Annotated in this window: 10 protein-coding genes; all 10 read left to right on the top strand. The window is 43.5% G+C overall.

Going from position 1 to position 15,356, the window contains the following annotated elements:
* Positions 1-16: 16 nt before the first annotated feature.
* The 10 genes from tssM to tssH all read left to right on the top strand — a co-directional run bounded on the left by tssM (position 17) and on the right by tssH (position 15,355).
* Positions 17-3,778, top strand: a complete 3,762-nt coding sequence (gene tssM, locus DFP79_RS17065; protein ID WP_133505155.1) for a type VI secretion system membrane subunit TssM — start codon at positions 17-19, stop codon at positions 3,776-3,778.
* On the top strand, positions 3,778-4,815 hold the full coding sequence (gene tagF, locus DFP79_RS17060) for a type VI secretion system-associated protein TagF (RefSeq protein WP_133505154.1): 1,038 nt from the start codon (positions 3,778-3,780) through the stop codon (positions 4,813-4,815). Before tssM ends, tagF begins: the two co-directional genes overlap by 1 nt.
* A complete protein-coding gene (locus DFP79_RS17055; RefSeq protein WP_133505153.1) occupies positions 4,812-6,401 on the top strand; it encodes a TssA family type VI secretion system protein in 1,590 nt (529 codons plus the stop codon). Before tagF ends, DFP79_RS17055 begins: the two co-directional genes overlap by 4 nt.
* A gap of 55 nt (positions 6,402-6,456) precedes the next feature.
* Positions 6,457-6,978 (top strand): type VI secretion system contractile sheath small subunit, encoded by a 522-nt coding sequence (gene tssB, locus DFP79_RS17050; RefSeq protein WP_133505152.1) that lies wholly within the window; start codon positions 6,457-6,459, stop codon positions 6,976-6,978.
* Positions 6,978-8,501 carry a type VI secretion system contractile sheath large subunit gene (gene tssC, locus DFP79_RS17045; RefSeq protein ID WP_133505151.1) on the top strand — a complete coding sequence of 508 codons (1,524 nt, stop codon included), beginning with the start codon at positions 6,978-6,980 and terminating at the stop codon, positions 8,499-8,501. The genes tssB and tssC overlap by 1 nt, the downstream gene beginning before the upstream one ends.
* A 189-nt stretch (positions 8,502-8,690) precedes the next feature.
* Complete coding sequence (locus tag DFP79_RS17040) at positions 8,691-9,176, top strand: Hcp family type VI secretion system effector (RefSeq protein ID WP_013662783.1); 486 nt, start codon at positions 8,691-8,693, stop codon at positions 9,174-9,176.
* Positions 9,177-9,280: 104 nt separating this feature from the next.
* Positions 9,281-9,712 (top strand): type VI secretion system baseplate subunit TssE, encoded by a 432-nt coding sequence (gene tssE / locus DFP79_RS17035; RefSeq protein ID WP_133505150.1) that lies wholly within the window; start codon positions 9,281-9,283, stop codon positions 9,710-9,712.
* A 27-nt stretch (positions 9,713-9,739) separates the two neighbouring features.
* Positions 9,740-11,440: a type VI secretion system baseplate subunit TssF gene (gene tssF / locus DFP79_RS17030; protein ID WP_133505149.1), complete on the top strand. Its 1,701-nt coding sequence runs from the start codon at positions 9,740-9,742 to the stop codon at positions 11,438-11,440.
* Complete coding sequence (locus tag DFP79_RS17025; RefSeq protein WP_166637730.1) at positions 11,425-12,420, top strand: type VI secretion system baseplate subunit TssG; 996 nt, start codon at positions 11,425-11,427, stop codon at positions 12,418-12,420. The genes tssF and DFP79_RS17025 overlap by 16 nt, the downstream gene beginning before the upstream one ends.
* A 76-nt stretch (positions 12,421-12,496) precedes the next feature.
* Entirely contained in the window at positions 12,497-15,355 is a 2,859-nt protein-coding gene (gene tssH, locus DFP79_RS17020) for a type VI secretion system ATPase TssH (RefSeq protein ID WP_133505147.1), read from the top strand.
* Position 15,356: the final 1 nt, after the last annotated feature.

The following is a 15,356-nucleotide window of genomic DNA, read 5'->3' as shown; positions in this document are numbered from 1 at the left end:
AAATAAGGTAACAAGGATGTTTAAGAGTTCCGTTGGCAGCCTACTTAAAGGTTTGCTGCTGTCGCGCCTGTTTGGTATGTCGGCAGGCATTTGCGCAATATTACTTCTGATTTGGTTGTTAGGAAGCAAAGTTGGCCTTTCTGATGAGACGTTGAAGCTTCAAGTAATGGCCGCTATCTTGGCGTGTTTTATTCTAGGCTGTCTTATTCATAAGCTGGTGTTCTTTTTACGTACTAAAAAACTTAAAAGCCAACTGGATAATGCAAGCGGAAATGAAACGACAGGGTTGTTTCAGGACAAGATTTCAGATGTATTGAAAGCGCTTAAGTCATCCCAGCTTGGTGCTCAATATCGAGGCGATAAAGCATTGTATGCGCTCCCTTGGTATATGGTAATAGGGCCATCAGGAGCTGGGAAAAGCACGCTATTCGCACGTTCAGGGCTGGATTTTCCATTAAAAGATGATCAGCGCTTTCATTTCCAGGGAATCGGTGGGACGCGTGACTGTGATTGGTGGTTTTCCGATAGAGCGATTCTGATAGATACCGCAGGTCGCTATACAGAAGATGAAAACAATGATGAATGGATTAACTTTTTAAGAGTACTAAAAGACAGCCGATCAAAAGCGCCCATTAATGGCTTAATACTGGCGCTTCCATTAGATGAAATTCTCACAACGGAGCGAGAAGTACTAGAAGCGCATGTAAAGCATTTAAAGAACCGCCTCCATGAGTTGATTTCTGAATTGGGTGTGACCTTTCCGATTTATATTGTGGTGACGAAAGCAGATAAACTTAAAGGTTTTGAAGCCTTTTTCGATGACCTTAGTGCAAATGAAACGAAGAGTCCTTGGGGGATATACACGCTAGAGGAAACAGAAAACAAAAGTGTTGATATTGCAGCGGTTGTAGAAACACGATTAAACGATTTGTATGAGCGCCTGTTAGAACAAACAATACAAAAAGTAAATCTGGCTACCGATGCAACGAACAAAGTTGAAGCCTTTCAGTTCCCGAATCAGTTTTCTGGCGCAGTAGATAAATTAAACGAATTATTAAGACTCCTTTTTAAGGATAACCCCTACCATGAATCTCCTTGGTTTGCCGGTGTCTACTTTACTTCCGGTACGCAAGAAGGCGACACATTGGAGCGCAGCTCCAATGCCCTAAAGAGCGTGTTCGCAAAAGTCGGACGTCGGTTTTCGAAAGCAAAAAACAAAGAGCAAAGTTACTTTATCGATAAGCTTTTTTCAGACGTGATTTTCCCTTTAAAAGATGCGGTACGGGGTAATCGAAAGCGCCAAAAATTAGGCCGCCTTGCCAAAACAGCGACGGTTCTTTCTATCTTAGGTGTTTTAACCGTATCGGGTATTGGGTTGTTTACAACTTATACTGCCAACCAGCTTCTCATTGCCGATTACGAGGCGAAGGTAAAAACGCTGATGCAGCGAGTCAATGATACAACGTCGTCAGAACTTGACCGTTTAAATGCGATCGTTGGTATGTATCAGCAATATCAAAAACTTGAAAATATTCAAACTTATTCGCCACTTCAACTTGTACACCAATACAGCTTTGTTGAATCTCATGGCGAAGCCATCAAAAGGCTGTTGGAAAATACGATTGCGGATACCATTCATCAAAAAGCGGTGCCTACATTGCTGTCGTCATTGGATGAGTATGTTAAATCATGGCCGGCATTGGACGCAGCTCAGCGTCAGAATATACAAGATGACTATTATGTATCACTGAAAACGTATCTTATGCTGACAAGCAATCAAGACCGATTTGATATGGGGTTCGTTAGCCAAGCAATTGGCGACATGTGGTATCGATCTTATCAAGACGCAGAAGTTCGCTTGAACTTTAAAGATCGTCAGTTGCTATTTTCAGACATGGCAAAACTGTATTTAACAGAGAGTATCTTAAATACGGGCGAAATACGCTTCATAGGACATCGTGGCGATCAATCAAATACAAATACGCCAGGGTATAAAAACCCTTGGCTATTACTAGCAGCTTCAGAAAAGTCCGAAGATATAGTCGCCACTGCACAATCTCAGCTAACAACAAAAGCAGATCCAGATGCTTTGTATCGCCGCTTGATTGCAGAAGCAAAAAACAGATTTCCTTCTTTGTCACTGTCGGATGTTTTGAGTCAATCAGGACTGTCTGTCATGTACTCCAATGTGTCTGTTGATGGGATTTTTACGCAAGGCGCGTGGTTTGATTACGTTTCACAAAGGATTGAAGACGTATCTGAAGTGGCCAGTAAAGGTGATTGGGTACTGGGTGTATCTCAGGCAGCTTCCGCTGAAATAGACGAATCCGTTCTTCATACACTTCGTAAAGACATTAGAAAGCGCTATTTTAATGATTATGCTCATGCATGGAGTCAGTTTTTACGCTCTGTCAAAGTGTCTTCATTCAAAAATCTCGCAGAAGCGACTCAAGGATTAAAAGCATTAGGTATTGAAAACTCGCCTTGGAAAACGCTGTTTGATCGCATAGCGATCGAGATATCACTTGTTGAGCCTGAATATAAAGTTCAGTTGCTTGCGCAATTTGCAAATACAGAAGAGACCGAAGCAAAAGCCGACGGCCTTTTAGAGCACGCTGACAGTGCTTTAAACCAAATACCGATCGATATTCCGCTGATTCCCGATTTTGAAATTGCCGCCACGGATCTGTTGACGCTCATTCAGCCTGAAAAAGGCGTGTCTGAAAATACGAATTTAGTGCTTTACCAAGACGCGATGGGGGCATTGAGTGAAGAGTTTGAGTATATATTGGCCTCTGCCGATATCAACGCAGAAGCAAAATCCTATGCGCGCTCTCTTATTACAGGGCAAACGGCAGGCAAGCGTCAGCTGTACAGTACGTGGATTCAGGTCAACAACATTTTATTAGAAATGTCCCCTTTGGAAAGTAAGGTGTTGAGTAAGCCTTTTAAAGCGCCGCTTAGCTACGCTTGGAAGACGATTCTAGCAAGCACTAGAACTGCAATTCAGCAAGATTGGGAACGTCGTGTATATGCTTCTTATTTAGATAAGATTCATGGTCGTTTTCCGTTCAAAGACAATGTAGTGGATGCTGCCCCCTTGGATGTACAAGGTCTTTTATTGCCTGATTCGGGTGATTTCTGGCTGTTTTTTAAAGATGAGCTTGAGCCATTCTTACGCTACTCAAACAATAAATGGCGTAATCGAACCTGGCTTAAACAAGGGCTTGGGGTGAATCGCTCATTTATCAATTCTTTAGCGGGTGCAAATCGAATATCACAAGCCTTATTTAAGCAAGGTACGACTGAAATGAAAATGTCGTATGCCGTTTACCCAATACCAGTCCCGGGAGTAACGGAATCATTATTTGAGGTGAACGGAGAGCGTTATCGCTATCGTAATGAACCACAAGAGTGGCGAGAGTTTGTTTGGCGTCCCGTCGACAATCAAGGTGGAGCGAAAGTGACAGTAAAAACTGCCTATGATTCCAATCCTGAATTGCTCGAAGAATCAGGCCAGTGGGCACTGCTCCGGTTACTCAAAAAAGCCATAGTACATCACATTAGAGGAACAGAGTTTGAACTAGAGTGGCCGATGAATGATGACTCGAGCGCTGAATTAAATGCGGATTTTGAAGGCGATACGACAGATTCCTTAGCGCGAACTTCTAGTACATCGGTTAAATATCGGATACGTGCAGATCGAGAAGGCAGTGTGCTCAATACCAGCATAATCGGTGATTTCGAGCTACCGAAACGCTTATTCGGAGCAAGATAATGTTTGGTTTTCGTTCTGATAAATCCAAAGCAAATGCTCAAAATGAGCTACCTGCTAACGCTGAAAAAAATCGACTTGCGGCTGTGTCTGTTGGTTTTCTAGGAAAATTGCCAAGCCATGCGGACTTTTTAAGTCAGAATCTTGCATCGCGTGAAGCGCAGGAGCTTGATGATTGTTTAAAGCAATGGGTCACGGATTTAGATCAAAAAGAAAGCCAAAGTAATCAAGATCGAAGACTGAACAGTGTTGGATTTGCGTTAGTAGGAGGGCATGGTCGACAAACTATTGTGGGGGCAATTTACGACAGTACGGATCGCCTAGGAAGGCGATACCCTTTTAGCTATTTTGTTCGATTAACGTTAACAGATTTGTATTTTCGCCCTGCATTAGCGTGGTTTGCTGCTGAACAAGTTTTATCAAACAAGAGCATTGAAGTGGCTGACAGTTCGTTGAGTCAATCTCAACGCTTACTGGATCTTTCTCAATTACCTGTTGCTCTGCCTAATAGTGAACAGCTGGATTGGCTTAAAGATCTGGAGAAGATTGATACGACTCCTTCTGTTAAACAGCTTAAATCCGCCTCAATGGAAAGCATGGTTACGACATCGTTTACAAGTTGGATCGAAAGCATTTTAGGAAACGACATTAGGTGTAAAACGACGGCGTTAGCAATGTTGCATGCGAAAGTGGATCGTTACATCAATCAAGGTGCGAATGGTGAGTTGACGTTACCCTTAGGTCCGGCTTCATCCGCTAAATTGAGTCTTTTATTTTGGTTTCAATTGTTATCTTTGTTGTTGGCAGGAAAAGAATGGCGCCCTGATTTTATTTGGTCCATGCATGAAACAAATTCTCACCTGTATATTTTGGATCGCCCATTAACCCCGAGTCGTTTAAACAAAGCTTTCTTAGGGGAGCAATGCACCGACACACCGGTTTTTAATCATTGTGTTGATCAAAATTGGGCGGAAAAGATGTTATCAAATAACGCTCTTTTATTATTGGATGCGGTTATTGCGTGGGGACACGGTAAATGAGCTCCGAGCAAATGTTTTCGGAAGAGAACATCGCGTGGAATCCGGAAGTGATGTCATGGGTTGAGCAGCTTTGCTCTCCCATTGAGGGCAAACCTTCGGCGGCTGGTGTAGATCCTCGATACGATGATCTTTTTATCGAATTAAAAGCCGAAGTGGAGAAGAAGCAAGACGTTAATTATAAGCAAATAAAAGATCTGGCTGAGAACGTGATCACCCAAGTGGGAAAAGACGTGAGAGCGGCAGGATATTACTTGCTTGCAGCAAGTAAACTTGAGGGCGCGTTAGGCTTATTTAAAGGCATATTATTATTGCTAAAGCTGTTAGAGAACTTTGACGGAGCACTTTTTCCTGAGAAAGATAAAGCTCGTCGTATGGCTTTACTTTGGCCTCTGCAAAGCAAAATATTAATTTTCGTACAAAAAAATGACGATGCCCCGTCGCTTAAGTTGACACAAAATTTGAAAAAAGCGTTTGACGCGTTATGCGTGCTCGCAAAAAAACACACTGAAGATTTTGGCTGGCCTGACCTGAATACTTGGTTAGCTAAAACTGAAAAACAACTCGTAGAAAAAGAAAATTTGTTATCCAGCTCAGCTAAAAACAATAACGCTTCGCCGAGTGGTACCAGTGATCTTGAACACAATAAAACACAACGCCCTGCTTCACATCAAGCGGCTGGTATAAAACAAAGTAATGCGGGTGTTGAGGTCATTTCTTCTGATGCACAGCTTGTACAAACGCATAGACAGTTGCTAAAGCATTATCGAAGCAAGCAGGAATATGGTGCGATGGTTTGTCTTGCTCGGGCGGTAAAGTGGGGCGACCTTAAATTGCCTGCAAATGAGAACAATAAAACACGCGTTCCCGCTCCGCGAGATGCAAGTATTAATAAAATCCGTGCCGCGTATGAAAGTGAAAATTGGATTGAGGCGTTTTTAGCGGCCGAAGATGCTTTCATGGAGTCAGGTGGGCTGTTTAGTTTTGATATTCAGAGGTGGAGTGCCGTCAGTGCTCAGAAGGCGGGCTTGAAATCGGTTTATGTGAACATTGAATTGTTGGTGCATGCATTATTAACTCGACTTCCAAATTTAAAAAGGCTCAGTTTTGAAAATGGTGTGGGCTTCTTCACTGGAGCGGGAGCGGCGTGGTATGAGCAAGTAGAAAGCCAATTTAAAGTAAGCTCGAACAATGCAGAGCAAGATGACTATTTGACGAAAGCACGCACACTAAAAGAAGAAAAAGGGTTGGCCATGGCGCTCGCATGGCTGAAGAAAGAACAAGGCTCAGACATAGCACAACAGCTTACAGTTCAGTTAGCACAGGCTTGTATTTGCTATGAAGAGGGGTTAACGGACGCCGCTCTGGCGTTACTTGACGCCTTGGATAAACAAGTAGATGAGACGAATACGTCGGTTCTTTTGCCAAATTTAGCGATGAAAATCTGGCGACAAAAGTATCTGGCGTTGAAGGATGTGATCGGACAAAGTTCCGATCAGGAAAGTAAATCGCATACTGAAAGAGAGCTCTTACGTTTACAGTCGCGTATGTGTGCGACAGACGTTTCTTTGGCGGTAGATTGGTTGTGATCAGTGGCTAAAATGCCCATTTTGTTCAATGGAATATCATTTTAAGGAAGGGAATATGTCGGATAGTTTTCAAAGCGAAATACCTCGCGCTCGCGTTAATATCGCGCTGGATTTAGACAGCGGCAGCGGTAAAAAGAAAAAAGAATTACCCATGAAGTTGCTGGTCGTTGGTGATTTTAGTAATGGACAGTCAGACGGTGAGCTGATGGAGCGTGAGCGAATTAATATTAATGGCAATAACCTAGAGAAGGTGATTGCGAATATGGCACCGAAAATGGAATTTGCTGTGCCAAATAGAATAAAAGAGGGTGCAGGTGATATTTCTGTAAACCTTACAGCCTCTCGCTTTGATTCTTTCCACCCTGAGCAGGTTGCCGCTCAGATTCCTGAACTGAGTGATCTGTTATCCATGCGAAATCTGTTAAAAGATCTTAAATCGAACTTGCTGGACAATGCGACGTTACGAAAAGAAGTAGAGCGTATTTTAAATACTCAGCCAGATATGGATGCGCTGAAAACCGAGTTGAAAGCGTTAGTAGAAGAACGCTCTTTGGAAAACGCTGAGGGAGCTCAATAATGTCTGTACAAGAAACTGTATCTGCGGGAACTCATAGCGTCGAATTTGCTGAGGATTCGGTTTACCAACGATTGTGTGGCTTGATTCAAATGGATCCGGTAGACGCACCGGTAGACATTAATAAATTTCAAAACCCTAAGCACATGGCTGAGGTCGATACAAATGAGCGTATCACAGCAGCACTGAAAGTATTCTTTGAGCTAGCGTTGGAGTCGGGCACACAAATTGAGCGCATTGATAAGACGCTTTTAGACCAGTATATCGCGACCATCGACAGCGTAATAAGTGCGCAATTAGACGAAGTGCTGCATCACAAAGATTTCCAGAAAGTGGAGTCATCGTGGCGAGGTCTTAAGTTTTTGGTCGACCGTACAGATTTTAAAGCGAATATGAAAATTGAGCTATTGGACTGTACTAAAGAGTCGCTTAGAGAAGACTTTGAAGAGTCTCCTGATACGACTCAATCGGGCTTATTCGATCAAATTTATACTCAGGAATACGATACACCTGGTGGTGAGCCTGTTACGGCAATGATTGCTAATTTCGAGTTTGATCGTACGGGAGCTGACGTTGAGTTGTTAACTGAAGTGTCGAAAGTAGCCAGTGCTGCACATTGTCCATTCATCAGTGCGATTGGCCCAGAGTTTTTTGATAAGGAAAGCGTCGAAGAAATTCCTAAAATTCAGGATATCGGTACCTATATGGACCGTGCTGAATACATTCGATGGAAAGGCTTTCGTGAAACGGAAGATTCTCGCTATGTCGGGTTAGTTTTTCCGCGTTTTCTGTTGCGTTTACCTTACGGAGAAGAAAACCCCATTCGTTCTTTTAACTATCGTGAGGGCGTTAAAGGCGAGCAGCATAATCGCTATTTATGGGGGAATTCTGCATTTGCTTTCGCAGCAAACATGACTCGTAGCTTTAAGAAAAATGGTTGGACTGTCAATATTCGCGGACCTGAATCTGGCGGTAAATTGGATAAGTTGCCAATACACTTTTACCAGTCTGGTCGCGGTACCGAGTCTAAAATCCCGACTGAAGTTCTGATTTCAGAAACGAAGGAACTGGAATTTGCAGATCATGGGTTCATCCCGCTGAGTTATTATAAAAACAGCGATTATGCTTGTTTCTTCTCTGCGAATTCATCACAGAGACCTATGGAGTGTGACGAAGCTGAAGATACGGCAAACGCCCGAATCAATTCGAGGTTGCCATATATCTTTTTAGTGTCTCGTATTGCTCAGTACTTAAAGATTTTGCAGCGCGAAAATATCGGCTCTTTGAAATCTCGTCAGGATCTCGAAAACGAGCTTAATGCGTGGTTACAGGGCTTGGTAACGAAGATGAACAATCCTGATCCAGAACTTGCTGCAACTCATCCTCTAAAAGATGGGCGTGTGTTCGTAAGTGAGTCTGAAGATAATCCGGGATACTACTTTGTAAACATGCATGTGCAACCGCATTTTCAAGTCGAAGGCGTCGATGTGAAGCTTTCACTTGTTTCTCAAATGCCAGAAGTTTAATGGACTAAATTTACAAGCGCGACGGTGAGGAGAGTACGGAGTACTTCGGATATCAATCCCCCTCCATCGTCTGCTTTTCAAAGAATTCTCAAACGTTGGCGTGCAATATTCTTGTTGTGCGTTGGGAATGTATTTCTCTAAGAAATACACAACATTTATTTTTTGGAAATTAATATAAGGAGATATTTAATGGCAATTCCTGCTTACATGTGGCTTACGGATGATCAAGGTAACGACGTACAGGGTTCTGTAACAGTTGCGGGGCGTGAAGGTTCAATCGAAATTCTTGCTTTTGATCACGAACTTCGCATTCCTACTGACCGAGATACTGGTGAGTTAACAGGCACTCGTAAACACGAACCTTTGATTATCACGAAAGCGTATGACGCTGCGACTCCGTATCTTTACAAGGCGTGCAGTAACGGTCAAACGCTGAATAGCCTCGTGCTTAGCTGGTATAAAATCGATGAAACTGGGACTGAGGTCGAGTACTTCCGTCATACACTTGAGGGTGTAAAAGTGACGTCCGTTAGTCCAACTATGGCAAACGTTAAGGATCTTGATAAAGAGCGTTACCCTCACCTAGAGGAAATAGCGATTCGTTATCAGAAAATCACTTGGACGTTCCTAGATGGCAACATTGAGTTTTCTGATTCATGGATTGAAGGTCGATAATACTCGACTTCCTTTTCCTTGAGTCCAATTGCTCGGGGGTGCGCGAAAGCGCGCCCTTTTTTCGCATTTGGATCGGTACAGCGTATTAATTACAGGGACGTATTGTGCTGTCATTGTATGAAGTGTTGAGTCAGCAACATATGACGGGGTCACAGCTCAGTGATTTTCCGGCGTATGAAGATTATCTAATGAGCATTCACGATCATCTGGTCAGGCTGTTAAATGCGAGGCAAGGTAGTTTGTCGCATTTGCCGGATTATGGAATGCCTGATTTAAATAAACTCTATCAAGCCTTACCGTACTCTGAGGATGATATCGCAATTGCCGTCAAAAAAATCGTGGAAAAATACGAACCTCGGCTGACGGGGGTTCATGTTATACCGCTACCCAGAGATTTGAACTCGGGTGTTGTGTCTATTCGGATAACGGGAAAGACGCATAATGGACAGGCGATTTCCTTCAAGACAAATTTTAAAAGCAGTGGAACGGCAGAAGTCGCAAATCCGTCCAGTGTTTCACATCAATATGGATATTAGTTTAAACGTTCGCAAGGGAAGGTCGGTTTGAAGGAATATTTTGAGGCGGAGTTACGCTTACTAAAAGAAGAGTCGCAGGAGTTTGCTAAGGCTTACCCAGAACAAGCTGCGATGTTGAGCCTCAGTGCCGTTCGAGATCGAGATCCGTATGTTGAGCGACTTCTCGAAGGTATGGCGTTTCTGACTTCAAAGATACGTGAGCGATTAGATGACTCTGTACCTGAGCTTAGCCAAAGCCTTCTAGATCAACTTGCTCCATCACTATGTCGACCGTTTCCATCTCATCTGGTGCTTGAGTTTTCCAGTTCAAATGTCTCAAACAGTGTGGTTGGCCTTCCTAAAGGAACAGTTATTTCGTCTCAATATAAAGGGCCCGATGACATAAAGTGTCACTTTCAAACGACTTCGGATATCGAGCTTGTTCCGTTTCAAATACAGGATATTAAAGCGACTGACGTGTTGGGACGAGGAACGAAGCTGGTTATCGAATTAGAGAAAAATGTCGGTGTTGCGTGGGCTGATATTCAAGTTAAACGCCTTCCTATGTTCCTGAATTGTGACCGCTCACTTGCATATGTTCTTTATGAAGCGTTGACCAATGCCACAGCCATGTATGGTTTAGAAATTAACGATAGACAGGGCGACGCTGCCATTTCGGCTTCTCGGCTGAGCATCGACGCGAATACTCTTCCAAGCTATGAGCAAGGTCACGCAGCTTATAACATTTTGTTTGATTACTTTAACGCACGTGATCGCTTTATGTTCATTGAATTAACGAACTTAGATTATTCGCTGCTTGAAGACAGTGCTCAAAGGTTAACGGTAACGATACAGACAGATGTTTTTTTGCCATCGACGCATAAGGTGGATCGACAAACGTTTCGACTTAACAGTGTATCTGGAATTAATACTTTTCCAGCAGAAGCTGAACCCATAAAAGCGTGCTCTAAGCTCCCAGATTTTCTTGTGAGTGTTGATAGGGAATGCGGGAGCCAAGCAAGCGCTTATTGGATTTCCGAGGTTGCCAGTCGTGATTTAAAAACGGGATCTGTTACTGAGTATAAATCGCTACACAAGCTTGATTATCGGTCGGAACAAGATTCGACCTTCATGGCACAATTGAAGCGAAGCTCTACGGGGAAGTGGCAGCATTACATTTCGTTAGCGGGCCCACAGAATATGGATGAGCAGACTCTGAGTATTGGGTTAACCGCGACGAATAACAATTATCCAAGAAAGTACTTAGATGTTGGCGATGTCTGTGAATTACCGCCAGAAATTGAGCAATCCGTATCTGTTCGCAATATCTCCAGACCCAGCAAGGTTATGGAGCCGCCGTCAAATCATGATTTTGGTTGGCAATTGGTGTCAATGCTGTCTCAAAACCTTACCCTTCTGGACAGTGCAAATAAACTTCGCGCTTTATTAGGGCTGTTTGATTGGAGTGGCCTTGAAGAAAATAAGAACCGAATTTTAGGTATAGACGGGCTGACTCAAACTCGTCAGCAGCGGGTGAAAAAAGGCATTCTGTTTAATATCATTTGTTTCGAATTAACCGTTAGCGAAGCGGGCTTTAGTTCCAGCGCCGATGTCTATTTTTTTGGCTCTGTTCTACATGCCTTTTTTAGTGCTTATGCCGATATATCGGAGCGTATAGAAACAAAAATCACCGCTGTTCCCTCAAACAAGGAATGGTTTTGGGAAGCAAGTTTATGCATCGAGAGTTAGATTCCCAAAGGCTCAGTGAGTCGGCTTGCGAATATGATTATCATCAATTGCTCGATCTTTTATTAAAAATGAACGGGCAAATAAAGACCAGGGACAAGCCGTCTTGGCTGAAACTGAAACCTTCCGACTGGTTGTCGTTTCCTGCTGCGGATGTTCGTAAGCTTGTCCAGAGTGAGAATAAAGATTGGCATTTAGAGGCGTCTTTTTTCGGGTTATATGGCGTTGATGCGCCCACTCCTCACTATTTCTTACAGGATGTAACGCAAGGCTCCGAGGCAGGCAAATGCATCGCTTCATTTTTGGACGTATTCAATCAAAATGCGTATTGGTTGCTGCATAAAAGCTGGCAAAAATTTCAGCCATTAACTAGCGTCGGCGAAGAAAACTTATTTGTTCGAATGTGTTTTGCCATTTCTGGGCAGCTTGCACTTCAAAATAATAAATATCGTGAAAACAGTACTCAAGAACGCCAACTAAGTGATAGAGCCCAGCGAGTCGGATTTTCACTTGGTGCATTGTCTAACCGAAAGCAAAGTTTGTGTGTCGTGGAAAATATTCTCAGACATGCACTTTCCATACCCCGTTTAAGCGTGTCTTCTGATGTTGTGACGCTTGTGGATACAAAGCAAGTTTTGCCGTTAGGCGAATGGCTATCGTTAGGTGAGAACACGCTATTGGGGAGTCGTGTAGCTGTTTCTGGGCAAGCAGTAAAAGTCAGCCTAGGGGTAGTTAGCCTAGACGAGTTGGAAGATTTTAAGCCTGGGGGCGTACGCGCGACGCAGCTATCAACCGTATTGGAATACTGCCTGCCACCGCTTGTTTCTTATTGTGTAAAAGCCAGTGTTAGAGCTGAGGGTATGCGGTCAATTGAGTTGGGCCCAAACGGTGGGGAGAGCAAGCTGGGGGCCCCCTTAGTGTTAGGGGAAAGCAATAAAAGTATTGAGTATGAGTTCAGTGATCAAAGCTATAAGCGCATTTAGATAATTGTTGTGTAATTGGGAATATTTAACATCAAGTTCAGGAAGCCAAAGGGAATACCGAGAGGAATAATAAACTATGGACAGTCAAACACTGAGAGTATTGATCGATAAGCTAAGCCCACTTTGTGGTAGAGCATTAGAAGCGGCCGCTGGTTTCGCAAATTCAAGAGGGCACAGAGAAATCGTCCCTGAACATTTGCTCTTAAAATTATTAGAAGAAGGTGAGATGAAAGGTGAGTCTAGCCATCTTGCCTGTGCATTACGCCACTTTTCCGTTGATCAAAATATCTTGTGGCAAGAGCTTGTCGATAATGTGAATCAACAAAGAGTTCACCATGAAAACAAAGCGGTTTTGTCTGCAGAGGTGTACCAACTTTTAGAGCGCGCTTGTTTAGTCTGCACGTTACGCCCGACTTCTTCTCGATCATTAAGTTCGAATCCCCCTACTTTAATCGGTATAGACTCTTTGGCCATTCTCGAAAGCTTTATTCACCTTTCGCAAAATTGGCCGCATTACAGAAGTTACAGAGCGCTAAACAGTATTAATTTGGATATGTTGAAATCCAACGTTGAAAGTATTACGGAACGTTCAAGCGAATATGAACAAGGTTATTTTAGCCAAGAAGATCAAGATAAAGCCATCGACGACCCTAATACGGCGTCCGACCGTTATCGTTCGTCATTCTCAAGTCAGTCATCCGCCTCCAGTGCTATTGAACGCTTTACAAACGATTTGACGGAAAAGGCACAAAAAGGCGAGCTAGACCCAATTAGTGGGCGGCACAAAGAAATTCGAAACACCGTAGATATCTTATGTCGAAGACGAAAAAACAATCCTATTTTAGTTGGGGAGCCGGGTGTCGGTAAGACCGCCGTAGTAGAAGGTCTGGCGCAACGCATTGTCGATGGTGATGTGCCAGATTTTTTAAAACAAAAGCGCATACATGTGCTTGATTTGGGGTTGTTGCAAGCCGGCGCAAGCGTTAAAGGCGAGTTCGAAAAACGCTTGAAACAAGTCATTGATGAAGTCGCTCATTCTGATGACATCATGTTGTTTATTGACGAAGCTCATACGTTGGTTGGTGCTGGTGGAGAGGCTGGGTTAGCTGATGCAGCGAATTTGCTAAAACCCGCGTTAGCAAGAGGTGAGCTTAGGACTGTGGCTGCGACTACGTGGTCCGAATACAAGCAGTACTTTGAGCGTGATCCGGCGCTTGCCAGACGCTTTCAGATGGTGAAAGTCGACGAGCCGACATTAGACGCAGCAAAGCATATGTTGACTCTATTAAAAGCAAAGTATGAGCGACACCATCATGTCAGCATCGCAGATGAAGCAATTGAAGCGGCAGTGGAATTGTCAGACCGTTACGTAAGTGGTCGTTTTCTGCCTGACAAGGCAATCGACTTAATTGATACCGCAGCGGCTCGCGTTCAAATGGGGCAGGCTGTTCCTCCGCAGCTATTGGAAGGGTTACAGGCAAAAGCTCAGTATTTAGAGGATCGAATAGCCGGACTTGAAAAAGAGTTTGATCAAGGATTAGAAAGCGACTTAGATCTAAGTGCTGAATTAAGCGAGGAGCTGGAAAAAGTACAATCAGAGATTGTTGCATTCGAAGGCAGTTGGGAGAAGCAAAATCAGCTTGTTGAAGAAATCCAACGCTCAGTTGAACATGTCGAACACGATGAAAGGTTGAAACATCGGGCGTACTCATTGCGGAAGCTATTGCAAGAAGAGCAAGAAAAATCGACCGCAGGTTTATCTGTGCACTCAGAGGTTAATGCCACCTCCATTGCCGATGTTATTGCTGATTGGACGGGTATTCCCGTTGGTAGCATGGTTCGAGATGACCTTCAGAATCTTCTGACATTTGAAGCCTCGTTAGGCGAAGACATCATCGGGCAAGACGATGCAATTCGAAGTATTGGTCAAAACCTTAGAGCGAATAAAGCCAAATTACGCTTTTCTGAGGGGCCGCAGGGCGTTTTTTTATTAGCTGGCCCCAGTGGTGTTGGTAAAACTGAAACCGCAAAAAAAATAGCGGAACATCTGTTTGGAAGTGAGCGCTCACTTATTACGATCAATATGAGTGAATATCAAGAAGCGCATACCGTCTCTCAGTTGAAAGGATCTCCTCCGGGGTATGTGGGTTATGGGCAGGGTGGTTTGTTGACGGAAGCCGTTCGACAAAAACCGTACTCCGTAGTCTTGTTAGATGAAGTTGAGAAAGCCCATGTTGATGTGATGAACGTCTTCTATCAAGTGTTCGATCAAGGGGTGATGCGTGATGGAGAAGGTCGAGAAATTGACTTTAAAAACACGATCATATTGATGACTTCAAATTTGGGGTCAGAGCTTATTTTAGAATCGATGTCTCAAAAGATGACGATTGAGGCGTCCGAAATTTCAGAGCCAACCTCATTAGATCATGAGACAACATTAGAAGGTGAAAACGAGGAAGGAAGTGACAGTGTGGTTCCTTCAGTCGCGCCTTCAATATCAGAGCTGGAAGCGCTTATTCAGCCTATTATTAGCAACCACTTCGCGCCGGCGCTTGCAGCACGAATGAAAATTGTGCCGTTTGTTTCGTTAAATCAAGAATCATTGAAAGCCATAGTGACACATAAGTTGGACAAGCTTGCTGAACGCTTAATGTCAGAATACAAAATGGAACTACGCTGTGATACGTCAGCACTCGAGTTGTTGTTATCGCTGTGTCAGGAAAGCAATGCCGGGGCGAGACTTATTAACCAACGTATTGAATCATTGCTGTCATCGAAAATTGCGAATGAGATACTGCAGTATTTGGTCGAGTCTGATTTACCGGACATTTTACAAATGACCGCCAGCGAGAACGGTGCCATCGATGTAATTTTTCTAGATAAACAAACGGATCACTCAAAGAATGAATGCACTGACGAAGTAATTGAGGCGTAAG

The sequence above is a fragment of the Marinomonas balearica genome, from assembly GCF_004362145.1.
Classification (GTDB): Bacteria; Pseudomonadota; Gammaproteobacteria; order Pseudomonadales; family Marinomonadaceae; genus Marinomonas; species Marinomonas balearica.
This window is presented reverse-complemented; position numbering and strand designations above follow the sequence as displayed.

What these genes read in the sequence shown, in the direction of transcription:
- tssC (WP_133505151.1), top strand. Translation starts at nt 6,978, where the DNA reads ATGTCTGTACAAGAAACTGTATCTGCGGGAACTCATAGCGTCGAATTT.
- tssB (WP_133505152.1), top strand. Translation starts at nt 6,457, where the DNA reads ATGTCGGATAGTTTTCAAAGCGAAATACCTCGCGCTCGCGTTAATATC.
- DFP79_RS17055 (WP_133505153.1), top strand. Translation starts at nt 4,812, where the DNA reads ATGAGCTCCGAGCAAATGTTTTCGGAAGAGAACATCGCGTGGAATCCG.
- tagF (WP_133505154.1), top strand. Translation starts at nt 3,778, where the DNA reads ATGTTTGGTTTTCGTTCTGATAAATCCAAAGCAAATGCTCAAAATGAG.
- tssM (WP_133505155.1), top strand. Translation starts at nt 17, where the DNA reads ATGTTTAAGAGTTCCGTTGGCAGCCTACTTAAAGGTTTGCTGCTGTCG.
- DFP79_RS17025 (WP_166637730.1), top strand. Translation starts at nt 11,425, where the DNA reads ATGCATCGAGAGTTAGATTCCCAAAGGCTCAGTGAGTCGGCTTGCGAA.
- DFP79_RS17040 (WP_013662783.1), top strand. Translation starts at nt 8,691, where the DNA reads ATGGCAATTCCTGCTTACATGTGGCTTACGGATGATCAAGGTAACGAC.
- tssH (WP_133505147.1), top strand. Translation starts at nt 12,497, where the DNA reads ATGGACAGTCAAACACTGAGAGTATTGATCGATAAGCTAAGCCCACTT.